General features: G+C 72.1%; 25 protein-coding genes. 10 read left to right on the top strand and 15 right to left on the bottom strand.

Annotated elements, in window-relative coordinates:
- Positions 1 to 219 precede the first annotated feature (219 nt).
- Entirely contained in the window at positions 220 to 1020 is an 801-nt protein-coding gene (locus QNO12_RS03270; RefSeq protein WP_257503930.1) for an IclR family transcriptional regulator, read from the top strand.
- Here the strand turns inward: QNO12_RS03270 and QNO12_RS03265 are convergent.
- Positions 988 to 2541 (bottom strand): GMC family oxidoreductase, encoded by a 1554-nt coding sequence (locus QNO12_RS03265; protein WP_257503929.1) that lies wholly within the window; start codon positions 2539 to 2541, stop codon positions 988 to 990. The two genes, QNO12_RS03270 and QNO12_RS03265, sit on opposite strands and share 33 nt — an antisense overlap.
- Positions 2538 to 3170, bottom strand: a complete 633-nt coding sequence (mftR, locus tag QNO12_RS03260) for a mycofactocin system transcriptional regulator MftR (protein ID WP_257503928.1) — start codon at positions 3168 to 3170, stop codon at positions 2538 to 2540. Before mftR ends, QNO12_RS03265 begins: the two co-directional genes overlap by 4 nt.
- Before the next feature lie 85 nt (positions 3171 to 3255).
- On the opposite strand from mftR, the gene mftA reads away from it, so the two are divergent.
- The 8 genes from mftA to QNO12_RS03220 are packed head-to-tail and all read left to right on the top strand — an operon-like array spanning position 3256 to position 8833.
- A complete protein-coding gene (gene mftA, locus QNO12_RS03255; RefSeq protein ID WP_257503927.1) occupies positions 3256 to 3363 on the top strand; it encodes a mycofactocin precursor MftA in 108 nt (35 codons plus the stop codon).
- 7 nt (positions 3364 to 3370) lie between these two features.
- Positions 3371 to 3646 carry a mycofactocin biosynthesis chaperone MftB gene (gene mftB, locus QNO12_RS03250; protein ID WP_257503926.1) on the top strand — a complete coding sequence of 92 codons (276 nt, stop codon included), beginning with the start codon at positions 3371 to 3373 and terminating at the stop codon, positions 3644 to 3646.
- Positions 3643 to 4872 (top strand): mycofactocin radical SAM maturase, encoded by a 1230-nt coding sequence (gene mftC / locus QNO12_RS03245; RefSeq protein WP_257503925.1) that lies wholly within the window; start codon positions 3643 to 3645, stop codon positions 4870 to 4872. The genes mftB and mftC overlap by 4 nt, the downstream gene beginning before the upstream one ends.
- A 13-nt stretch (positions 4873 to 4885) precedes the next feature.
- Positions 4886 to 6070, top strand: coding sequence for a pre-mycofactocin synthase MftD (gene mftD / locus QNO12_RS03240; protein ID WP_257503924.1), 1185 nt, complete (start codon positions 4886 to 4888; stop codon positions 6068 to 6070).
- Positions 6067 to 6816 (top strand): mycofactocin biosynthesis peptidyl-dipeptidase MftE, encoded by a 750-nt coding sequence (mftE, locus tag QNO12_RS03235; RefSeq protein WP_257503923.1) that lies wholly within the window; start codon positions 6067 to 6069, stop codon positions 6814 to 6816. Before mftD ends, mftE begins: the two co-directional genes overlap by 4 nt.
- On the top strand, positions 6813 to 8267 hold the full coding sequence (gene mftF / locus QNO12_RS03230; protein ID WP_257503922.1) for a mycofactocin biosynthesis glycosyltransferase MftF: 1455 nt from the start codon (positions 6813 to 6815) through the stop codon (positions 8265 to 8267). The genes mftE and mftF overlap by 4 nt, the downstream gene beginning before the upstream one ends.
- 47 nt (positions 8268 to 8314) lie before the next feature.
- Positions 8315 to 8530, top strand: a complete 216-nt coding sequence (locus QNO12_RS03225; RefSeq protein WP_257503921.1) for a hypothetical protein — start codon at positions 8315 to 8317, stop codon at positions 8528 to 8530.
- 3 nt (positions 8531 to 8533) lie between these two features.
- Positions 8534 to 8833 (top strand): putative quinol monooxygenase, encoded by a 300-nt coding sequence (locus QNO12_RS03220; RefSeq protein WP_257503920.1) that lies wholly within the window; start codon positions 8534 to 8536, stop codon positions 8831 to 8833.
- Between the two features lie 140 nt (positions 8834 to 8973).
- Here QNO12_RS03220 and QNO12_RS03215 read toward each other — a convergent pair whose 3' ends face one another.
- The 13 genes from QNO12_RS03215 to hemE are packed head-to-tail and all read right to left on the bottom strand — an operon-like array spanning position 8974 to position 20973.
- Positions 8974 to 9195: a hypothetical protein gene (locus QNO12_RS03215; RefSeq protein WP_285178241.1), complete on the bottom strand. Its 222-nt coding sequence runs from the start codon at positions 9193 to 9195 to the stop codon at positions 8974 to 8976.
- Positions 9196 to 9209: 14 nt separating this feature from the next.
- A complete protein-coding gene (locus tag QNO12_RS03210) occupies positions 9210 to 10508 on the bottom strand; it encodes a hypothetical protein (protein ID WP_257503918.1) in 1299 nt (432 codons plus the stop codon).
- A gap of 29 nt (positions 10509 to 10537) precedes the next feature.
- Positions 10538 to 11674, bottom strand: coding sequence for a UDP-N-acetylmuramate dehydrogenase (locus QNO12_RS03205; protein ID WP_257503917.1), 1137 nt, complete (start codon positions 11672 to 11674; stop codon positions 10538 to 10540).
- Between the two features lie 3 nt (positions 11675 to 11677).
- Positions 11678 to 12076, bottom strand: coding sequence for a MaoC/PaaZ C-terminal domain-containing protein (locus QNO12_RS03200; RefSeq protein WP_257503916.1), 399 nt, complete (start codon positions 12074 to 12076; stop codon positions 11678 to 11680).
- Positions 12073 to 12522, bottom strand: coding sequence for an FAS1-like dehydratase domain-containing protein (locus QNO12_RS03195; RefSeq protein WP_257503915.1), 450 nt, complete (start codon positions 12520 to 12522; stop codon positions 12073 to 12075). Before QNO12_RS03195 ends, QNO12_RS03200 begins: the two co-directional genes overlap by 4 nt.
- A 38-nt stretch (positions 12523 to 12560) precedes the next feature.
- Positions 12561 to 13367 (bottom strand): sulfite exporter TauE/SafE family protein, encoded by an 807-nt coding sequence (locus tag QNO12_RS03190; RefSeq protein ID WP_257503914.1) that lies wholly within the window; start codon positions 13365 to 13367, stop codon positions 12561 to 12563.
- Positions 13368 to 13372: 5 nt separating this feature from the next.
- Positions 13373 to 14710 carry a glutamate-1-semialdehyde 2,1-aminomutase gene (hemL, locus tag QNO12_RS03185; RefSeq protein ID WP_257503913.1) on the bottom strand — a complete coding sequence of 446 codons (1338 nt, stop codon included), beginning with the start codon at positions 14708 to 14710 and terminating at the stop codon, positions 13373 to 13375.
- Positions 14707 to 15711, bottom strand: coding sequence for a porphobilinogen synthase (gene hemB / locus QNO12_RS03180; RefSeq protein ID WP_257503912.1), 1005 nt, complete (start codon positions 15709 to 15711; stop codon positions 14707 to 14709). The genes hemL and hemB overlap by 4 nt, the downstream gene beginning before the upstream one ends.
- A gap of 14 nt (positions 15712 to 15725) precedes the next feature.
- Positions 15726 to 16697 carry a hydroxymethylbilane synthase gene (gene hemC / locus QNO12_RS03175; protein ID WP_257503911.1) on the bottom strand — a complete coding sequence of 324 codons (972 nt, stop codon included), beginning with the start codon at positions 16695 to 16697 and terminating at the stop codon, positions 15726 to 15728.
- Entirely contained in the window at positions 16694 to 17881 is a 1188-nt protein-coding gene (locus QNO12_RS03170) for a ferrochelatase (RefSeq protein ID WP_257503910.1), read from the bottom strand. The genes hemC and QNO12_RS03170 overlap by 4 nt, the downstream gene beginning before the upstream one ends.
- The gene (gene hemQ / locus QNO12_RS03165) at positions 17878 to 18558 is read right to left on the bottom strand and encodes a hydrogen peroxide-dependent heme synthase (protein ID WP_374113612.1); all 681 of its coding nucleotides are present in this window, start codon (positions 18556 to 18558) and stop codon (positions 17878 to 17880) included. Before hemQ ends, QNO12_RS03170 begins: the two co-directional genes overlap by 4 nt.
- Positions 18555 to 19895 (bottom strand): protoporphyrinogen/coproporphyrinogen oxidase, encoded by a 1341-nt coding sequence (locus QNO12_RS03160; RefSeq protein ID WP_257503908.1) that lies wholly within the window; start codon positions 19893 to 19895, stop codon positions 18555 to 18557. Before QNO12_RS03160 ends, hemQ begins: the two co-directional genes overlap by 4 nt.
- Before the next feature lies 1 nt (position 19896).
- Positions 19897 to 20973 (bottom strand): uroporphyrinogen decarboxylase, encoded by a 1077-nt coding sequence (gene hemE / locus QNO12_RS03155; protein WP_257503907.1) that lies wholly within the window; start codon positions 20971 to 20973, stop codon positions 19897 to 19899.
- Positions 20974 to 21073: 100 nt separating this feature from the next.
- Between hemE and QNO12_RS03150 the strand changes: the two genes are divergently transcribed.
- Positions 21074 to 22354: a glutamyl-tRNA reductase gene (locus tag QNO12_RS03150; protein ID WP_257503906.1), complete on the top strand. Its 1281-nt coding sequence runs from the start codon at positions 21074 to 21076 to the stop codon at positions 22352 to 22354.
- Positions 22355 to 22359: the final 5 nt, after the last annotated feature.

The following is a 22359-nucleotide window of genomic DNA, read 5'->3' as shown; positions in this document are numbered from 1 at the left end:
CCCCTCTTTCGCGGCTGCAGGGACGCCCCATGGGCGGCGGGGCCGGCGCCACCGCGGCAGCGGCCGCGGCCGCAGCTGCAGCGGCCGACTCTTCCGTCAGACGGAAGAGTCGGCTAGCCTTTTCCGCAGAATTCAGCCTGTCGCCCGCCGCATGTTTCAGCTGGGCAGAACTTGCCGGTAGCTTGTGCGGTGTCCCCACCGATGCAGGAAGGATGGTCAATGATGACCATTAGCCCGGTCCACGATTCCGAGATCAAGCCGATGACGGCCGCGCAGCGCGCCCTGGCCATTCTGGGGTGCTTCGACCAGGATCATCTGCTGCTCACCTTGAGCGAGATCAGCCGACGCTCCGCGCTCAGCCTGAGCACGACGCACCGCCTGGTGGGCGAGCTGCGGGAGTGGGGAGCGCTGGAGCGAGCGCAGGACGGTCGCTACGCGATCGGCATGCGGATCCTCGAACTGGGCTCGCTCGAGCCGCAGGGCATGCGGCTGCGCGACGTCGCGCTGCCCTTCCTCGGCGATCTGCAGGCAGCCACGAACGCGAACGTGCACCTCTCGGTGCGCGACGGACATGACGTCGTGTACGTCGATTCCCTCCGGGCGCGCGGCGGCGCCTCGGTGCTCTCCCGGCTGGGCGGGCGGTGGCCGCTGCACGCGACGGGAACGGGCCTGGTCCTGCTGGCCTTCGCGCCAGTGGAATTCCGCGAAGAGGTGCTGGCCAGTCCGCTCAAGCGGTTCACGCCCCACACCATCACGGACCCCGAGGAGTTGCGCCGCGTGCTCGCCGACGTGCGCCGCACCGGCGTCGGCATCGTGCAGGACTCGATCACCTCGGATTGCACGTCGGTGGGCGTTCCGGTCCGCGGCGTTCGCGACCGGATCGTCGGTGCCATCGCCGTCACCATCTCCGCCAAGTCGTCCCCGCACACGGTCCTGCCCGCGCTGTCGGCGACGGCGCGCGCGATCTCCCGGGGACTCGGGGCACCGTCAGCGATCGGCCGCCCGAGCAACGCTGCCTGATCCCCGGCGGGGGCCGGTTTCGGAGCCCATCAGCTCGGCGATGCGCTCCCCGACCATCACGGCGGTGTTGGAGGTGCCGCGCGAAGGCACCGCCGGCAGAATGGACGCGTCCGCGACACGGAGACCCTCGACCCCGTGAACCCGCCCGTGGGCGTCCACGACCGCATCCGGATCGTCGGCGGGGCCCATGCGAGCCGTCCCGGTGGAGTGCAGGGCAGTGGCCAGGTTCGCTCGGATCCACTCGTCCAGCTGCGCGTCGGTCGGAGCGGCGCCGAGTCGTTCGACGAGCTCGACCGTCTCGACGACCTCGGCCATCGGCCCTCTGCCGAGCACGGCCAGCGCGGCGCGAACCCCCTCGCGCAGCGCGTGCCGTTCCGATTCCGCGGACAGATAGCCGTAGTGGATGTCCACGCCGTCTCCGCCGGCGTGCACGGACCCCCGAGACAGCGGGGTGCTCAACGCGACGCGCAGATCCAGCGGCCCGTCCAGGGTGAGATCGCCGGACACGAGCGCAGCGGTCGGCAGCACCGGAAGCAGCAGCTCCAGGGGATGCGCCGCGAGCGACCCGGCCGGAGTGTTCCATGCCGCCGTCCAGGCCGTCATCGGTGCCGACGGCAGGGATCCCGACCGCGCGCGCCAGCTCACGGACACCGCTGCATGATCGGACAGCCCGCGCCCGACTCCGTGGAGCGGGTGGCTCGCCCGTGGGCCGACGCCGGAGCGCATGAGCAGGCGCGGCGTTTCGATGGCACCCGCGCACAGCACCACCTCATCGGCCTCGATGCGCACGGTTCCTTCCGCCCCGACCGCTTCGACGCCGACGGCACGGCTGCCCTGCCAGAGCACGCGGCGCACGTCCAGACCACCGCGGATCTGGACTGCGGCCTCAGCCAGAACGTCGCCGTAGGCCCGATCCGTGCCCCAGCGCTGTCCGCCGAGCGCGTTGCAGGGCAGGGTCCCGACGCCGGAGGCGCCGCCGCCGTTCTTGTCCGCTTCGAGGACCGCGCCGTGCTGCACGGCGCCCGCCATGAAGCTCGCCGTGACCGGGTCGGTCCCGGCGTCCCGGACCACCGGCACCGGCCCGTGCGCGCCGTGGACGGGATCCGCGGGGAAGTCATGGTCGGATTCGAGCCGCCGCAGCGCGCCCAGGCACGCCGCCCAGCTCCACTCCGGCCCGGCGACCGCCGCCCAGCCGGCGAAGTCGTCGGGATGCGCACGCAGGAAGTAGCCGCCGTTCACGGCCGAGCTGCCTCCCAGCGTGCGGCCGCGCCCGACCCGGTACGCCCGTCCGGGCGTCAGTTCCGTGGCGTACGTCCACGCGGTGGGCTCGTCGGGCAGGCCGGCGCGGACCGAGCGGACATCTGCCCGCACCTGCGCGAACGTGGCATCCTCGCCCGGGGTACCTTCACCGCGCTGCCCCGCCTCGACGAGCATCACGTCACGGCCGGCCGCGCCCAGGCGGGCAGCCAGGGGGATGCCGGAGCCTCCGGCCCCGACCACCACGATGCGCCGTGCTGTCACGCGGTCTCCTCCGCATCGATGACGACAGCCGAGAAGACATCCCGGAGTCCCCGGAACGACGCGTCGATGAGCGCGAGCAGATCGGCGTCCGGTCGCTCGATCCACTGCTCGTACGCCGACAGCGAGATGCCCAGGCACGCCCAGGACACCGCTTGCGGGACGGCGTCACGGGCGGACAGGCCCAGGCGGCGTGCGACGAAGTCGGCGATCACGCCACGCCACGCCGCGTAGCGCACCGTCGAATGCGCGACGAGTTCGGGCGTCTTGAGCAGGATGATCATGCGGTGACGATGCCGGTCCAGCTCGTCGCCGGGCACCTGATTGAACCCGCGGACCGCGTCGCGCACCGCCGCGATGACCGACGCGTCCGCCGGCGCCCGGCCGAGGGCCTCGGCGAACCCTTCCATCAGGCGGGAGAAGTCGCCCCAGGCGACGTCGTTCTTGGAGTCGTAGTAGCGGAAGAACGTGCGCCGGCTGATCCCGGCCGCCTCGGCGATATCGTCCACAGTGACCGTGGAAAATCCCCGGTCGATGAACAGATCGAGCCCGATGCGCTCGAGTTCGGCTTTCGAGGTGGCGCGTGCGCGGCCTCGACCTCGAGGGGCTGTGTCGTCCAAGATCTCCGGCATGACTCTTTTCTTTGGCACTCGGTGCCAATAAGCTCACCGCACGGCGCTTTCCGCCGACGGCAACTCTCAAGGAGGACAGTAACCCATGGACGCAATCACCACTCCTGCCCCCGCAGATGCCGACGCCACGCTGGTCGAGGCGAACGAGCTGGTCGAGGACGTGTCGATCGACGGCATGTGCGGCGTGTACTGACATCGCCATGACCGACATCACACCCGACAGCGTGCTGCGGCTGCACAACCGCGTCTCGGTGCGCCCCGAGCCGTTCGGTGCGCTGCTGTATCACTTCGGAACCAGGCGCTTGTCGTTTCTGAAGTCCCCCGCACTGCTGGCCGTCGTCGACGCACTCACGGACGACCGCACGGTCGCAGACGCCCTCGGCGTCGCCGCGGTGCCCGACGAGATGCGCCCCGCGATGCTGCGGGCGATCACGACGCTGCGCGACTCGGACATGCTCGTCGAGGTGGCGGCATGAGCGCCGTCGTCCTGGACCGCCCGGCTCCCGCGCCACGCCTGATCGATCACTTCGAGAGCGGACTGAACTCGCCCATCTGCCTGACGTGGGAACTGACCTACGCGTGCAACCTGTCGTGCATCCACTGCCTGTCCGCGTCGGGACGACGCGACCCTCGGGAGCTGTCCACTGACGAGTGCAAGGCCGTGATCGACGAGCTTCAGCGGATGCAGGTGTTCTACGTCAACATCGGCGGCGGCGAGCCCACCGTCCGTTCGGACTTCTGGGAGATCGTCGACTACGCGACCAGCCACGACATCGGGGTCAAGTTCTCGACCAACGGCGTGCGGATCACCTCCGAGATCGCCGCGAAGCTCGCGAAGAACGACTACGTCGACATCCAGATCTCGATGGACGGCGCGACCGCCGAGGTGAACGACGCGATCCGCGGACCGGGGTCCTTCGACCTGGCGATCCGCGCTCTGGAACGACTGTCGGCCGCGGGCATGACGCGGCTCAAGCTGTCCGTGGTCTGCACGCGGACCAACATCGGCCAGCTGGACGAGTTCAAGGAGATCGCCGACCGCTACGGCGCGCAACTGCGCCTGACGCGGCTGCGACCGGCCGGACGCGGCGCCGACTCGTGGCACGATCTGCGGCCGACGCAGGAGCAGCAGCGCGAGCTGTACCAGTGGCTGCTGGCGCACGGCGAGGAGGTGCTCACGGGCGACTCGTTCTTCCACCTGTCGGCACTCGGCGGGAGCCTTCCGGGGCTGAACCTGTGCGGCGCCGGTCGTGTGGTCTGCCTCATCGACCCCATCGGGGACGTCTACGCCTGCCCGTTCGCGATCCACGAGGAGTTCCTGGCCGGCAACATCCGCGGCGAGGGCGGCTTCGGCCAGGTGTGGCGCGAATCCGAGCTGTTCACGCGGCTGCGCGCCCCGCAGACCGGGGGCGCCTGCAACAGCTGCCCGTTCTTCGAGACGTGCCGGGGCGGCTGCATGGCCGCCAAGTTCTTCACCGGACTGCCACTGGACGGTCCCGACCCGGAGTGCGTGCGCGGCTTCGGCGACGACGCCCTCGCGGTGTCCTCCGGAGAGCGGCCCAAACCGAGTGGTGACCACTCGCACCGCACCTCGCCCCCACGCCCCCGACCTGTCGCGCTGAAGCTGGAGATGCAGCGGCCGACGGCCCCGCCGGTCTCGGCGTGCAATGTGAGCCCGCTCGCGGGCATGCAGCTGAACTGAGAGAGAGCATGTAATGCCCCGCAACGCCTGGTTCGAAACCGTGGCGGTGGCTCAGCGACGCGCTCGCAAGCGCCTGCCTGCCCCCGTCTACTCCGCCCTCCTGGCCGGCTCCGAGAAGGGGACCACGTACGCCGACAACACGGCGGCGTTCTCCGAGCTCGGGCTGGCGCCGCGCGTCGCGGGAATGTCGTCCGCACGCGATCTCTCCGTCAACGTGCTCGGGATGGACCTGGCGCTGCCGGTGCTGATCTCGCCCACCGGCGTCCAGGCGGTCCACCCCGATGGTGAGGTCGCGGTGGCGCGCGCCGCCGCCAACCGCGGCACCGCGATGTCGCTGAGCTCCTTCGCGAGCAAGTCGGTCGAAGAGGTCGGCGCCGTCACCGACAAGCTGAACTACCAGGTGTACTGGCAGGGCAGCCGCGACACGATCGCCGCCCGCCTCGATCGAGCGCGCGCGTCGGGCGTGAAGGCCATCATCCTCACCCTGGACTGGTCCTTCTCCAACGGCCGGGACTGGGGCAGTCCGCACATTCCGGAGAAGCTGAGCCTGCGCGCGATGGCCGAGTTCGCGCCGTTCGCGATCACCAAGCCGGCGTGGCTGGCGGAGTACCTCAAGCGCGGAACGCTTCCGGATCTGACCGTGCCGAACCTCGTGATCGGCGACGAGCCGGCCCCGACCTTCTTCGGCGCGTACGGCGAGTGGATCTCCACCCCGCCCGCGACCTGGGAGGATCTGGCCTGGCTGCGCGAGCAATGGGACGGTCCCGTCATGCTCAAGGGCATCACCCGCGTCGATGACGCGCTGCGGGCCGTCGACGCGGGGATGAGCGCGATCTCCGTCTCCAACCACGGCGGGAACAACCTCGATTCCACCCCCGCGTCCATCCGGCTCCTGCCGGACATCGCGGCCGCCGTGGGCGATCAGATCGAGGTCCTCCTCGACGGTGGCATCCGCCGCGGCAGCGACGTCGCCAAGGCGCTCGCGCTGGGCGCCAAGGCCGTCATGATCGGACGCGCATACCTGTGGGGTCTCGCCGCGAACGGTCAGGGCGGAGTGGAGAACGTCCTGGACATCCTGCGGGGCGGACTCGATTCCGCGGTGCTCGGGCTCGGCCACTCCTCGGTGCGCGATCTCAACCCCGACGACCTGTGGGTCCCGCCGGGATTCACGCGCCGCCTGGGCACACCGGTCGGATGACGGCGGGGCCGGGGGCCGGCTCGCCGCCGCTCCCCCTCGCGGACGTTCCGTGGCCACGCGTGCCGCGGGACGTGACGCTGCTGGTCCCGCTGGGCTCGACCGAGCAGCACGGGCCCCATCTGCCCCTCGACGTCGACACGGCGATCGCGAGCGCCGTCTGCGACGGCGTGGCCCGCCGTCTTGCGCAGCCCACTGTGATCGCCCCCGCGATCGCATACGGAGCCAGCGGCGAGCATCAGCGCTTCGCCGGCACCGTCTCGGTCGGGACCGATGCGCTCACGCGGACGCTCGTGGAGTTCTGCCGGTCCGCGCGGGGGTGGGCCGGACGGATCGTCTTCGTCAACGGCCACGGCGGGAACACCGATGCCCTGACCGCCGCGATGGCCACCCTCGCCCAGGAGGCGACCGCCGTGAGCTGGCACCCCTGCCGGCACGGCGATGTGCACGCGGGCAGGCCGGAGACCAGCATCATGCTCCATCTTGCTCCGCACCGGGTGCTGATGGATGCCGCGGAGCCGGGGGTCACGGCATCCGTTCCCGAGCTGCTCCCCCGCCTGCGGCGCGGGGGCGTGGATGCAGTGAGCGCGAACGGGGTCCTGGGCGATCCGCGCGGGGCGACCGCGGCGGAAGGCGCCGCCATCCTGGACCGCATGATCCGCGAGGTCGCCGAATCGGTCGCGGGCACCGGCACGGTCACGACGGGGGCAGCCCTGAGCGGGTCCCCCGCCGCGAGGCAGCAGCCGTGAAGCTCGCGCCCGAAGGATTGGACGTGGTGGTGGGCGCCGAGGTGTGGCGCTATGACGGGGGGCGGGTGCTGGTCGGCGGGGCGCCCACGCGTGTCCTGCGGCTGAGCCCACGGGCCTTCGAGTTCGTGCGCGACTCGCGGGTCGCGGCCTGCGATCCCACCTCCCGGCAGCTTGCCGCGCGGCTGCTGGAGGCCGGACTCGCGCACCCCGACCCCGAGACCCTGCCTGCAGTCGCGCTGGACCAGCTCACCGTCGTCATTCCCGTGCTCGGTAGGTCGGCCGCTCTGCAGCGGCTGCTGTCCGGATTGCAGGGCGTGCGCGTGCTCGTCGTCGACGACGGCACGCCGGAGCCGGCGGCGACCGCCCTGCACCAGGTCGTGGCCAGCGCCGGGGCCGAACTGCTGCGCCTGGACCGCAACGTGGGACCGGCGAGCGCCCGCAATGCCGGGCTGGGGCAGGCCGAGACCCCGTTCGTGGCGTTCGTCGACTCGGACGTGGTCGTCACCGCGGATGCCCTGGAGCGGATGCTGCGCCACTTCGCCGACCCGGAGCTGGCGCTGGTGGGCCCCCGGGTGGTGGGCACGCCGCACCCGCAGACCTGGATCGCGCGCTACGAGAACTCACGGGCGTCGGTCGATCTCGGCATCCGTCCGGCGCTGGTGCGGCCGCGCTCTGCGGTCTCGTGGATGTCGAGCACCTGTCTGATCGGCCGTCGCGAGGTGCTGGCGGCGGGCTTCACCGACGGGATGCGCGTGGCGGAGGACGTGGACCTGGTCTGGCGGCTCTGCGAGCAGGGCTGGCGGGTGCGGTACGAGCCCCGGGTCGTCGTCGAGCACGAGCATCGGCAGCGCTTCGGCCCGTGGTTTCGCCGCAAGCTGTTCTACGGCACGGGGGCCGCCGACCTGGCACCCGTGCATCCGGCCGCGATCCCGCCGGCGATTCTGCGACCGTGGACCATTGCGGTGCTGGTGTGCCTGCTCGCCGCCCGCCGGTGGTCGCTTCCGGCCGCGGCTGCGGTGAGCGGCGTCGCGGCGTGGCGCGTGCACCGCCGGCTGAGCTCGACCACCCGCTCCCGCGCTCTGGCCGTGCGCCTGGTCGGCGGCGGAGTGATCGCCGCGCTCACCCAGGCGTCGGCCCTGGCGTTGCGGCACTGGTGGCCCATCGGCGCCGTGGCCGTGCTCTGCTCGCGACGCGCACGCTGGATCATCGGCATCATGGCCGTGGCCGACGGGCTGGTGGAATACAGCCGCCTGCGCCGCGGTCTGGATCCGTTCCGCTTTCTGCTCGCCCGCCGGCTGGATGACATCGCCTACGGAACCGGGGTGTGGCTGGGCTGTCTGAGGCGACGCAGCTTCCGCGCACTGGTCCCCGCAATCGTGTCGGACCGCCGCGCCGGTCTTCCGCTGAGCGGAAAGGTGCATCGAAAAGCGGGGATCGATGGCGCTCAATAGAGGTGCGGCCGACGCCGCCTCGAACCGACCCAGGAAGCGTGAGACCGATGGCAACACTCGATGAACTGCAGACAATGCTCTCCGTGGACGGCTACTCGCTCTCGGTCGAGACCGCCGACGGCAAGACCAAGGCTGTCATCTCCGCGGGCGAAGGCATCTGCGAGGACTGCCTGGTGCCCAAGGTCGTCATGACCGGACTGCTCGCCCAGGCGCTGGACGTGCCGGCCGAGCAGATCACGCTCGAGTACCCCGAAGAACACTGATCCGTGAGTGAGCGGATCGCCGCCCTGGTGCGGTTCACCTTCCGCGAGGATGCGCTGGAGCGCGTTCCGGCGATCGTGAAGGACATGCTCGACACGACCCGCACCTTCGCGGGGCTCGAGCAGCTGGACATCCTCCGCGATCCGGAGCGCCCCGGCCTGTGGACGCTCTACGAGATCTGGTCCGACGATGCGTCGGAGCAGGCCTATCGCTCGTTCCGGGCGACGCCCGAGGGCGGAGTCGCCGGCCTGGCCGAGGTCATCGCCGAGCGGCCGTCGCTGGAGCGCTTCACGATCGAGGCCTGACCGCCCGGGCTCATTCGGTCTGTACGACGGCGAAGTCCCCGTCCAGTTCGACCTCGACATCCTCGCCGTCGCCGCGGTCGGAGTCGCATCGCTCCATCGTGGCCCATCCGCGCTGAACCGGCGCTGAAGCGGCGCCGGTCTCAGGGCGCGGGGATGTCGATCCGGGTGACCGGGGTGCGATTGCCCGCGGCATCCAGGCCGTACACGCAGTACACCGCCGGCAGGTCACCGGCCTGCAGACGCAGCGGCGCGACGGCGGAGTCGGTGATGGCCGCGCTGTCGTCACAGTCCACGGACCCCGCCGCGCCCCACCGCCACCGCAGCGATGTCAGCTCGGGCGGGTGCAGGGAAGGGCGGATCACCACGCCGCCGTCGCTCAGCGGCTCGACCCGCGCGTCGGCGGCGTAGACCGGCGGGGTCCGGTCCACCTGGAACAGGACGGATGCCGCGCCGGCGTATCGCTCACCGCGCACATCAGGAAGCGTCCCTCCTGTTCGGGCAGCGGCGCCGGGACGACGACGCCGACCACCTCCCACGGCTGGCCGGCACGGGGCAGCCGCACCGTCCGCGCATCGCGGTACGTCTCCTCCTCGGTGCAGGCCGTCCCGTCGCCGAGCGGCACCAGCGTCGTCCGCACGATCCCGACCGCGGTCCCGACGAAGCTCGCCTCGGGCAGCTGCCCCGCCGCATCCGGCTGGCCGGCGCCACGGAACGACCCGCCTCCCCGTTCGGCCCAGACGTCCGAGACCGGCAGCGGGCAGTCGGCGCCGAGCGAGAACTCCCCGGTGGCCGCGTCGAAGCAGCGTCCGACGCCGGCCACGTTCTGCGCATAACCGGCCTCTTCGCCGGCCTGCGCACCGGCGTCGGTCAGCCGACACGGGCGGCCCTCGGAGCACGCGCCGCCGTCGGCGCCGCCGGGGGCTGCCACCGACGTGCTCACGACGGCGGCGATCTCCTTCGGCCGTCCCTCCTCGTCGGCGGTGAACAGCGGTGATCCGAAGGACCCCTCGCCGATGCCGGGGCAGTCGTTCGGGAAGACGTCGAACCAGAGCCACGCGGACTCGATGAGCGTCTGCGGCGCGCCGAGATCGCAGACGCTGCGACGCATCACCACCGCGTCCGGTTCGAGCGAACCGGTGGGCACGCTCACCTGCAGGACGGCATCTCCGGCGCCCGATGCCCGGTCCGCGATCGGCACCGCGCGCGCCCCGAGACGCTCGAGCTCGCCGAGGCCGGCGTCCAGCCGCACGACCGCCGCGTCCGTGTGCCGCATCGTCGCGTAGGCGAGCTCGGCGACCTCGACCGTCACGGTCGCATCCAGGTCGCCCGCCACGCGGAAGAACTCGGCCGTGCCCGTCCACGCGGCCGCCAGAGTGGTCTCCTGAGCGGATCGACCCGCGCCTCCCGCGCACCGGGCCGTGGTCAGCAGATAGGCCGGACCGTCGGCGACACCGGTCTGGATCAGGGTGCCCGTGCAATCCGATCCGGCACGCAGTGCCGCGACGCCGCTGAACGCGGCGATCTCCTCGAGCGGCACCGGGGGCGCCGGCGCCGGCAGTCCCACACCGCCGTCGGCTGTGGACGCGGTCGGCACAGGCTCGGGCGTTCCCGCGGTGCAGGCCGCGAGCGCCAGCACACCGACCAGCAGGATCCCAGCGGGCGTCCGATTCCTCACGCCGCACCCCCTCGGGGGGAAGGATAGCCCTACAGCTCGACGCCCACGAGCACCGGCTCGGGTTGCAGGACCAGCCCGAACTCCGCCTGCACGCGGCCCTGGATGAAGCGCGCCAGCTGTGCGATCTCCTCAGCGGATGCTCCGCCGCGATTGGTCAGCGCGAGCGCGTGCTTGGTCGACAGCGCGGCCCGGGACCTGGGCAGCCGGAAGCCCTTGCGGAGCCCGGAATGTTCGATGAGCCACGCGGCGCTGACCTTGACATCGGACTCCTGACTCGCAGTCGGCGGGACGTAGCCCGCGTAGGCGGCGAGCGGGATGACCAGGGCGGAGTCGAGGTCCGGGGTGACCGGCCACCGCGGGCACTCCGGCGGCAGCGTGCGCGCGAACGACGCGGACACGATCGCGTTCTGGAAGAAGGATCCGGCGCTGTGCGTATCGGGGTCCGCATCCTCCAACACCATGCCCTTGCGCCGACGGGTGGCCAGGACCTGTTCGCGCACCCATGCGATGGACACGGATGCCGTCGGCTCCAGTCCCAGGGCGGTGCGAAGCTGCTCTCCACCGACCGGGCGCGCGTCCGAGCCGACCGCTTCCAGTTCGAGCGTCACGGTCAGGATGACCGCCGGGCGCTCCGGCACGAAGCCGTAGTGATGCTTGAGCACGGAGGTCCGGAAACCCAGCCCCAGGTCGGCGGCGGGCACGGTGGCGATCTCGCCGGTCAGCTCGTCGATCAGCTCGACGTCGACGAGCGTCTGAACGATCTCCTGACCGTACGCGCCGATGTTCTGGACAGGGGCGGCCCCGACGGTGCCGGGGATTCCGGACATCGCCTCGATGCCGCCCAGGCCCCGCCCGACGGCGAAGGCGACCAGCGCGTCCCAGTCGTGCCCGGCCTGCACGCGAAGACGCGCGAACCCTGCGCGCGGCGAGGGCAGCATCTCGATGCCGGTGGTGAGCACGCGGATGACGGTGCCCTCGAGCGGCTCGTCCCCGACGAAGAGATTCGACCCGCCCCCGAGGACCAGCAGCGGCTCCCCCGATGCCCATGCGTCGCGAAGGGCGGCAACGAGTTCGTCGCTCGTGTGCGCGGCGAACATGCGCTCGGGGACGCCGCCGGTGCGCAGCGTCGTCAGCTCCGCGAGCGGGATCGGGGGGATCTCTGGCATCGGCTAGACGTGACGGACCCGGACCTGCGCCTTGCCGAGCACCGTCCGCTCCTGGTGGGTGACGGTGAGGTCGATGCGGGCGCCGTCCGCGTCGACCGCGCCGACCTTCGCGACGATCTGCAGCCATGCGCCCGCGTCCGGGTCGACCACGACGGGGCGCGTGAAGCGCACGCCGTATTCGAGGATCCGGCCGGCGTCCCCGAGCCAGGGCACGATCGTCTCGACCGCGAGACCCATGGTGAGCATGCCGTGGGCGAGCACGCCCGGCAGGCCGACGGCGTTCGCGACGTCATCGCGGTAATGGATGGGATTGAAGTCGCCGGATGCGCCGGCATAGCGCACGAGCGATTCGCGTGTGAGGTGGACGGAGCGCTCTGCGACCAGGTCGCCGACGGCGATCACTGCTCGCCCTCGCCGACCAGCAGCACGGACGTCGCGGTCACCACATGCGCGCCCGCGGCATCCGTGATCTCCGCCTCGCTGGTGACCATCGCGTTGCCGCCGATGGCACGCACACCGGTGACGGAGAGGATTCCGGTCAGCTCGTCTCCGGCGACGATCGGACGCGTGTACCGGAAGCGCTGCTCCGCATGCAGCACGCGGGACAGCTCGATGCCGGAGTCCGGCTCGGCGAGCAGCTGCTGCAGGGTCTGGTCCTGGACGACCATCGCGAAGGTGGGCGGCGCGACGACGTCGGGGTAGCCGCGCTCTTGCGCGGCGGCCGGGTCGAGATGCTGCGGGTCGTCGGCGAAGACGGCGCGAGCGAACTCGCGCACCTTCTCGCGGCCGACAAGGTAGGGCGCTGTAGGGGGGAAGACGCGCCCGACGAGCTCGGGGTTCACTGGCACCGTGCCATCCTATCGAGCGGTGTCCGAGGCGGTGCGGCTCAGCGGCGGCGCATGCGCAGCGTGCGCACGGCCAGTTGGATCGCGATGAAGGTGATGAACGCCGCGAACAGCACGTTGCCCCAGAACGGGTCCACGAGCGTGGCGCACCACGCCCCCAGCGCAGTCGTGGTGCATGCCGCGACGCCGATGAGCGCGGCAGCGGGCAGGTCGACGTTGCTGCGCCGGAGGTTTCCGATGGTGCCCGAGATGGCCGTGGGGATCATCATCAGCAGCGACGTGCCCTTAGCGATGAGATCGCTGGTGCCGAACAGCAGCAGCAGCGCGGGCACGACGATGATGCCGCCGCCCACGCCGATGAGCCCGGCGACGATTCCGGTCGCCACGCCCAGCACCACCAGCCCGGTGATCGACAGTGCCGTCAGCGGCAGACCCGCGTCGCGGGAGGGGATGACGAGGAAGAGGCTGACGACGACCGCGGCGAGGAAGCCGATGAAGCTCCACCGCAGCACCGCCAGGGACACGCGGGGCAGCAACCAGGTGCCGATCTGCGCGCCGACGACGGCGCCGGCCGCCAGGAGCAGCCCGGGGATCCACGCCACCGAGTCGTTCAGGGCGTAGGAGATGACCCCGACCGATGCCGTGGGAACGATCGCCGCCAGCGAGGTGCCGGCCGCGAGCCGCTGGTTGTAGGCGAGCATGAGCACCAGCAGCGGGACGATGACCGTCCCGCCGCCGACGCCGAACAGCCCGGAAAGCAGCCCTGCCAGCAGACCGATCCCGAGGCAGCTCAGGATGTACTTCGCCCCCCGGGGCCGATCGGTGCCGGGCGCGTCGGTTTCGGGCATGCGTTCTATCCTGCCGCGTCCGGGCGCGGCGCCCGGACAGCGGCACGGACCGCGGCCGGAAGGGCGGCGGTGATGAGCTCCAATTCGAGATCGGTGTGCGCGGCGGAGAGGAACCACGCCTCGAACACGCTCGGCGGAAGGCTCACCCCTGCCTCGAGCATGGCGGTGAAGAAGGCCGGGTAGCGCCATGCGTCCTGGTCCTTCGCCTCGTCGTAGGTGCGCACCGGATGCTCCCGGAACGCGAGTGAGAAGAGGCTGCCGGCGCGCGAGACGGTGACCGGCAGACCCTCCGACGCGAAGGCGTCTTCGACGGCCGCCGACAGCAGCGCAGCCGAGCGGTCGATGCGCGCGTAGACCGCGGCGTCGGCGCCCCGAAGGGTGGCCAGTCCCGCGGCGACCGCGAGCGGATTGCCGCTGAGTGTGCCGGCCTGGTACACCGGGCCCAGCGGTGCGAGAAGCTCCATGACGTCGCGGCGGCCGGCGACGGCGGCGAGCGGGAGCCCACCGCCGACGATCTTGCCGAAGGTCACCAGGTCCGGCTTCCACATCTCGCCCTCAGCGCGCTCGGCCTCCAGCCCCCACCACCCGGCCGGCCCGACGCGGAAGCCGGTGAGCACCTCGTCGAGGATCAGCAGTGCGCCCTCGCGGTGCGCGAGCTCGGCCAGCGCGCGGTTGTACCCGTCATCGGGCACGAGCACCCCGGCGTTGGCGCCGGAGGCCTCGGTGATGATCGCGGCGATCCGGCCGGGATGCGCGGCGAAGGCCGCCTCGACCGCGGCCAGGTCGTTGTAGGGCAGCACGACGGTCAGCGCCGCGACGTCGGCGGGGACCCCCGCCGAACCGGGCAGGCCGAGCGTCGCCACGCCCGAGCCGGACTCGGCCAGCAGCCCGTCCGAGTGTCCGTGGTAGTGACCGGCGAACTTCAGCACGATGTCGCGGCCGGTCGCGCCGCGTGCCAGGCGCACGGCGGTCATCGTCGCTTCGGTCCCGGTGGAGACCAGGCGGATGCTGTCGAACAGGCGCGTCCCACGGACGGTGGTGCGTTCGCGCAGCAGTTCGGCCAGCTCGGCCTCGCCGGGCGTGGTCGCCCCGAAGGAGAGACCGCGGGAGGCGGCATCCTGCACAGCTGCGACCACGTCGGGATGGGCGTGTCCGAGCAGCGCGGGTCCCCACGAGCCGACGAGGTCGACGTATTCGCGTCCTTCGACGTCGGTGACGTACGGGCCGCGCGCCGAGACGAGGAACCGGGGGGTCCCGCCGACGGAACGGTAGGCGCGCACGGGCGAGTTGACCCCGCCGGGGATGACGGCGCGGGCGCGGGCGAACTCGGTCTCGTTGGTCATGCGTGCGTCCGTTCCCGGATCAGGCGGGCCGCCTCGACGGCCCAGTAGGTGAGGATCGCGTCTCCACCCGCGCGGCGGATGGAGACCAGCGACTCGAGGACGGCGCGTTCGCGGTCGATCCACCCGTGGGCGGCGGCGGCCTCGATCATGGCGTACTCGCCACTGACCTGGTACGCCCAGACCGGGACGGGGGATGCCGCGGCCACCCGCGACAGCACGTCCAGGTAGAGGGAGGCGGGTTTGACCATGACGATGTCGGCGCCCTCCGCCACGTCGATCGCGGCCTCGCGCTCCCCTTCGCGGGCGTTGGCCGGGTCGAGCTGGTAGGTCCGGCGGTCCCCCTCGAGTGAGGACTGGACCGCTTCGCGGAACGGGCCGTAGAGGGCGGAGGCGTATTTGGCGGCGTAGCCGAGGATCGCGGCATCCTGGTGTCCGTGCGCGTCCAGCACGTCGCGCACTGCCCGCACCTGGCCGTCCATCATGCCGGACAGTCCGAGCAGCGCCGAGCCGGACGAGGCCTGGGCGAGAGCCATCGCGCGGTAGCGCTCCAGGCTCGCGTCGTTGTCCACCCGGCCCTGTGCGTCCAGGACACCGCAGTGGCCGTGGTCGGTGAACTCGTCCAGGCACAGGTCGGTCTGGACCACGAGGGCGTCCCCGACCTCGGCGACCGCGACCCGGGTGGCGACGTTCAGGATGCCGTCCGGGTCGTCGGCGCCCGAGCCGATGGCGTCCTTGTGCTCGGGCACACCGAACAGCATCACGCCGCCGATCCCGGCGTCGGCGGCATCCTGCAGCGCGGGCTTCAGCGAGTCCAGGGTGTGCTGGACCACCCCGGGCATCGAGGAGATCGGAACCGGCGCGGTGACGCCCTCGCGGACGAACATCGGCAGGATCAGGTCGGCCGGGTTCAGGCGCGTCTGGGCGACCAGTCGTCGCCAGGCGGCGCTGCCGCGCACCCGGCGCGGGCGGATCGTGGGCACCGGCCCGTTCGCAGAACTCATGCGTGCTTCCTTCGTCATCGTGCCCCGCCGAGTGGTGCGAGCGTGGCGGCCCCGCGCTCGAGCAGTTCGGCGGCGACCCGGTCGGCCAGCGCGTGCGCGGCGCGATCCAGCTCCGCCGGACCGGCCGCGTCCGGATCGATCGCTTCGGTGCCGGAGCCGGTGAGCCGGTCGCCGCCGTCGACCGCGTAGACCGTTGCGGTGAGGGTGAGCATGCCGTCGGCGAGCCGAGCGGACGCGGCGATCGGCGCCGAGCACCCCGCTTCGAGGTGTGCCAGTACGCCGCGTTCGGCGGTGGCGGCCAGGCGTGTGGGGGCGTGGTCCACCGACGCGACCCGTTCGATGAGCGCATCCGCAGCGTCCGCGCGCACCTCCAGGGCCAGCGCACCCTGGGCGGGGGCGGTGGGCCACAGGTCCAGATCGAGCAGTTCGGATGCCTCGGCCAGTCTCCCGAGCCGCTCGAGCCCCGCCGCAGCCAGCACCAGCCCGTCGACGCGACGGTCGTCGTCGGCATGGTACAGCCGCCCGAGCCGGGAGTCGACGTTGCCGCGGATGCCTACGACGTCCAGGTCGGGGCGGGCCGACAGCAGCTGCGCGCGCCGTCGCGGTGACCCCGTTCCCACCCGCGATCCGAGCGGCAGACGCGCGAGCGTCACGCCGTCGCGCGTCGCGAGGGCGTCGCGGGGGTCCGCGCGCTGCGGCACGGCGGCGAGGCGGATACCGTCCGCCGGCGCAGTCGGAAGGTCCTTGTACGAGTGCACGACCAGATCGACCTCGCCGGCCAGGAGCGCGTCGCGAAGGGCGGACACGAACACACCGGCTCCGCCGAGGGACGCGAGTGGGGCGCTGGACCGGTCGCCCTCCGAGGTGATGGTGACCAGTTCGTGCGGGCCGAGGTGGGCGGCGGTGGCACATGTCTGACCGACGGCGAGCGCGCTGGCGCGGGTGCCGATGCGCAGCGGCGCGCCGGGCTTGAACAGGGCGGTCATGGGGCGACTCCAGAGAGGGCGGGTTTGAACCCGGCGCGGACGTTCTCGCAGCACGCGGGGCGACACACGTCGAACCACGGACCGAGAGGTGTCAGGTGGGGGCGGTCGGCGGCGGGGGTGCCGTCGCGACGCTCCAGGACAAGGTCGACCAGACCGCTGACGAAGGCCGGATCGACACCGGGAGTCGGTGTGCGCACGGCGCGGATGCCGGCGGCCTCAGCCGCTTCCATCGCCTCGGTGTCCAGATCCCACAGCACTTCCATGTGGTCGCTGACGAAGCCGAGCGGGACGATCACGACCGCCGCGATCCCGCGTCCCGGCAGTTCGCCGATGACATCGTTCACGTCCGGCTCGAGCCACGGCTGCGTGGGCGGTCCGGAGCGGGACTGGTACACCAGCTCCCAGCCGGTCTCACCCGCCGCGGGGATCGCTTCGGCGACCTGCGACATCACGGTTGCCGCGACCGCCTCGTGCTGTGCGGCGTACGCGCCGCCCGCGCCGAAGTCCCGATCACGCGGCCCGGAGCGCTGCGCGTCCGAGGTGGGGATGCTGTGCGTGGAGAACAGGACGCGGATGCCGGCGGCGGGGATCCCGTCGCCGATCAGGTCCCGCACCGCCGTGGTGACGCCCTCGGTGAAGGCGTGCACGAACCCGGGGTGGTCGAAGAACTGGCGCACCTTGTCGATGGTGATGGTCCCGGCGGCGAGCCCGCCCCGCTCCGCGGCATCCAGCGCCCGCGCCAGGTCCTCGCGATATTGCCGGCAGCTGGAGTACGAGCTGTACGCGCTGGTGGCGATCGCAAGCAGGGTCGTGCGCCCGTCGGCCGCGGCCTCCTGAACGGCCTGCTCCAGGAAGGGCGCCCAGTTGCGGTTTCCCCAATACACCGGCAGGTCGATGCCGCGCGCGGCCAGCTCGGTTTCCAGAGCGGCCTTCAGGGCGCGGTTCTGCGCGTTGATGGGGCTCACTCCGCCGAAGTGACGGTAATGGTGGGCGACCTCTTCGAGCCGCTCGTCCGGGATGCCGCGGCCGCGTGTCACGTTGCGCAGGAAGGGGATCACGTCCTCCTGCCCCTCCGGACCACCGAAGCCGGCGAGCAGGATGCCGTCGTAGGCGACCGCGGTTTCGACGTGCTCCGGTCCGGCCGCGGCGGCGGGACTTGCGCCCAGGACGGTGATGCCGCTCATGAGAGGACCTCGGGCAGCTCGTCCAGCTCGATCCGGCGGCCCGTGAAGAACGGGACCTCCTCGCGCACGTGCCGGCGCGCTTCGGTCGCCCGCAGGTGGCGCATCAGGTCGACGAGGTCGATCGGGTCGTCGGCTTCGAGCGCGAGGATCCACTCGTAGTCGCCGAGGGCGAAGGACGCGACCGTGTTGGCCTGCACCTGGGGGAACTCCCGGCCCATGCGCCCGTGCTCGCCGAGCATGCCCCTGCGCTCCTCCTCCGGGAGGATGTACCAGTCCAGGCTGCGCACGAACGGGTACACGGTGACCCAGTCCTTCGGCCCGAGACCGCGCATGAACGACGGCGCGTGGTCGCGGGCGAACTCGGCGTCGCGGTGCACGCCCATGGCGTTCCAGCGTGGCGTCAGCGCGGCCAGCGGCGCGGCCCGCCGCAGCGTGCGCAGCGCGGCCTGCAGCCGCTGCGGGTCGTCGCCGGTCAGCCAGAGCATCACGTCGGCATCCGCGCGCAGGCCGGACACGTCGTAGACGCCGCGGAGCGTCACACCCGTCTCGGTGATCGCCGCCACCGCGGTGGCGAGGGCCGCCGTGCCGGGTTCGGCGGACGCGCCGTCGTCCGGGCGCGCGTAGACCGCCCACAGTGTGTAGCCCACTCGGTTCTGCGTGTCGTTGGTCATCGTCATCCTTCCGCGCCGCCCTGAGGGGCGGCGCTCACGTCGGCTGTGATCCGTTCGGCAGCGGCTCGGGCCGCGGGCACGATCGAGGCGAGCCCGGTCAGGGATGCCGCCTCCCCCACCGTCTCGACCCCGTGCGGGCTCGGCGCGGCTTCCAGGGTGCGCGTCCAGGTGTGCACGTTCAGCTCGAGGAGCCGCTCGATCCGGGCACCCGTGATCGCACGGAGGTCGGCGCTGACGGTCGCCTCCGCATCGTCGGGCATCTCGTCGTAGGACAGGCGCACCACGTGGCGGTGCGCGGGCAGTTGGTCGGCGAGCCACTGCCATTTCGCCGACGAATGCGTCAGGGCGCGCGCCGTGACCCCGCTCGCACCGGCCTCGACCAGCGCGCCGGTACCGCGCGGGCCGGCATCGAGGTCCGCCGCATCCACCACGGCCGTCGCAAGGGTGATCGAGCGCGTGCGCACCGCGGGTCCGGCGGCGGCGGCGCTTGCCAGGACCACCCGGCCCGGGAGGTGCTCACCGCCGTCCAGTCTCACACCGCTCGCATCGACGCTGCGGATCCGGGCGTTGAGGACGAACTGGGCCCCGGCGGCTCGGGCATCCTGTTCGAGCGCGGCCGCGAGCCGGTGCACGCCGCCGCGCAGACCGCCGACCTGCGAACCGGCGGGGCTGGCCGCCCGCAACCGGGTGACTGCGGCGCCCAGCGAGCGGCTGGCGCGCAGCGCCTCGGGCAGACCGGGCGAGGCCTGGGCCAGGGACAGCGCATCGGGCACGGTGGAGTAGACGCCCCGCACGACTGGCCCGACCAGCCCGCGGACGACCCGCGGACCCATGCGGCGGCGCACCAGATCGCCGAACGAGCGGTAGGCCTCGGGCCTGCGCAGCGGCACGATCGAGTCCCATCGCGCGCGCCAGGAACCCCACCGGCCGAGGGCATCGAGGACGGCTGCCGCGCGCGGATCCGCGGGGACCCCGAGCACGCTCGCGGCCGGCAGCGGATGTGCAGCGCCGTGCCGTCCGATCAGCCATGCGGGCGATTCGCGCGGCAGGACCAGGTCATCGTCCAGCCCGAGTTCGGAGGCCAGCTCGGCGACCGCGCCGCCGCGCGTGGCGAACGATTCGGCGGCGGCGTCCAGGCGGACGCCGGCCAGGACGATGTCGGCGAGCTGCCCGCCGACGCGGGCGGCCGGGTCGAACACCGTGACCGGGACGCCGGCGCGGGCAAGATCGCGCGCGAGGACGAGTCCCGCGACGCCGGCACCGAGCACGAGGACACGGACCGGCGAGGACCGCGCCGTCGAGCGCACGCGTGGGGAGACCGGCTGCAACGGAGATTGGCTCATCTCAGACCGGGACGGCGCCGACCGAGGCTTCGTGCACCAGGCCGACGATGCGCGTGAGCACGTCGGGATCGGTCTCGGGGGGAACGCCGTGGCCCAGGTTGACCACGTGCGCCGGAGCGGACCGGCCGCGCTCCAGCACGTCCAGCACGTGCGCGCGCAACGACTCCCACGGCGCCGTCAGGAACGCCGGATCGATGTTCCCCTGCAGCACCACGTCGCCGCCGAGCCGGCGCGAGGCCTCGTCCAGCGGAAGCCGCCAGTCCACGCCCACCGCATCCGCGCCGATTCCGGCCATCAGGTCCAGAACGTCGCCGCTTCCCACCCCGAAGTGGATGATGGGCATGTCCAGCCCACGCAGGGCGGAGAGGGTCCGCCGGGAGTGCGGCGCGACGCGACGCTGGTAGTCGCTTCGCGACAGCGAGCCGACCCAGGAGTCGAACAGCTGCACGGCGCTGGCGCCTGCCTCGACCTGCGCGCGCAGGAAGGCCCCGGATACGTCCGCGCACCAGTTCAGAAGCTGTGCCCATGCGGAGGGGTCCGAGACCATCAGGCTGCGTGCGCGCAGCTGGTCCTTGGACGGTCCGCCTTCCACGAGGTACGAAGCCAGGGTGAAGGGTGCGCCGGCGAAGCCGACCAGGGGGGTGCTGCCCAGCTCGGCGACCGTGCGGGCGACGCCCTCGCGAATGGGGGCGAGCGCATCCGGATCGATGGGCCGGAGGCGCAGGATGTCCGAGGCCGAGCGGATCGGCGATTCCAGGACGGGGCCGCGGCCCGGCACGATCTCGACATCCACTCCGGCGAGTCGAAGCGGAATCACGATGTCGCTGAAGAAGACCGCCGCATCCACCCCGTGACGGCGCACCGGCTGCAGGGTGATCTCGCTGGCCAGCTCGGGGTTCAGGCACGCATCGAGCATGGCGGTGCCCACTCGCAGCTCCCGGTACTCGGGAAGGCTGCGCCCGGCCTGGCGCATGAACCACACCGGGGTGCGATCGGGACGCTGACCGCGGAGGGCGGTGATCAGCGCGGATGTGCCGGTTCGGCCGTCACGGAGGGGATGCGACGCGGAGGAAGACATATCCTCTATCCTCCCACCGCTCGCGCACCGCGCGGTCCGCCGGAGGCCGCGCGGGCGGCCTTGTCGGCGACCTCACTGCTGCATTCCGTACCATGGGAGAGTGCTGCTCTGCGTCTCCGTGTCCCATCGAACAGCAGACTTCGATCTGCTCGGTCGCCTCTCCGAAGGCGCGACCGCGGGTGCGGCGACCACCCTGCTGGCCGACGGACGCGCGCGAGGTGCCGTCCTGGTCTCCACCTGCAACCGCGTCGAGGCTTACCTTGATGTCGTGCCGGGAGCGGACACGAGTGTGGCCGAGGCCACGCTGCGCACGCTGGCCGCAACCGCGGACCTGCCCCATGACGTGTTGCGCGAGGGCGCACAGGTGCTGGCCGGAGCGCCGGCGCTGCACCACCTGTTCGCCGTGACGTCGGGGCTGGAGTCCCTCGCCGTGGGCGAGGAGGAGATCGCGGGCCAGGTGCGCCGCGCCTACGAGGCTGCCCGGGAGTCCAGCTCGACGACTCCGGAGCTGGACACCGCGTTCCAGCGTGCGGCGAAGGTGTCCCGCGATGTGCGCTCGGCGACCGCGCTCGGCAAGGCCGGGCGTTCGCTCGTCCAGTTCGCCCTGCAGCTGGCGGGCACGCGCTTGACCGACTGGCGTCAGACGCGGGTGCTGATCGTCGGAACCGGCAACTACGCCGCGACCACTGTCGCGGCGCTGCGGACACTCGGGGTCTCCCGGCTGTCCGTGTACTCGCTGACCGGCCGCGCCGAGATGTTCGCGGATCGCTACGGCGTCCGCCCGGAACGCGGGCTGCGGGATGCCGTCGCCGACGCGGATGTGGTCATCACGTGCACCAACACCTACTCGCTGAGCGTCGAGGAGATCCCCGACGACTCACGCCGCACGATCATCGACCTGGGGCTGCCCCGCAACGTCGATCCCGCGGTGGGCCGGCTTCCGGGGATCGATCTGATGGACCTGGAGCTGATCGCCACGCATGCGCGACTGCCCAAGCTCGCGCCCGACGCGACGGCGCGGCAGCTCGTGTCCTCAGCGGCCGACGCGTTCGCCGCCGAGCAGACGGCGGCACCGGCCATCGTCGCGCTGCGCTCGCACGTCTTCGACGCGCTCGACAGCGAACTGGCCAGGCTGGCGTCGAGATCCGTTGCGCCCGAGCACGCCGCGGCCGTCACGCAGGCGCTGCGCCACTTCGCCGGCGCGCTGCTGCACGACCCCACCCAGCGCGCACGTGAGCTGGCCGCCCGCGGGCAGCTCGGTCAGTTCGAGGCGGGGTTGGCGGCCGTCTTCGGAATCGATCCGGCGCGCGCTGCCGGCACGGTGACACCGCTGCGGCCGCCCGTCAGCGACTCAGGCGCCGCCGAGTCCGGCAGCGCCTGATCGCA

The sequence above is a fragment of the Microbacterium sp. zg-B185 genome, assembly GCF_030246885.1.
GTDB lineage: Bacteria > Actinomycetota > Actinomycetes > Actinomycetales > Microbacteriaceae > Microbacterium.
The sequence above is the reverse complement of the archived record's forward strand: the minus strand, read 5'-3'. Positions and strand labels throughout refer to the sequence as shown.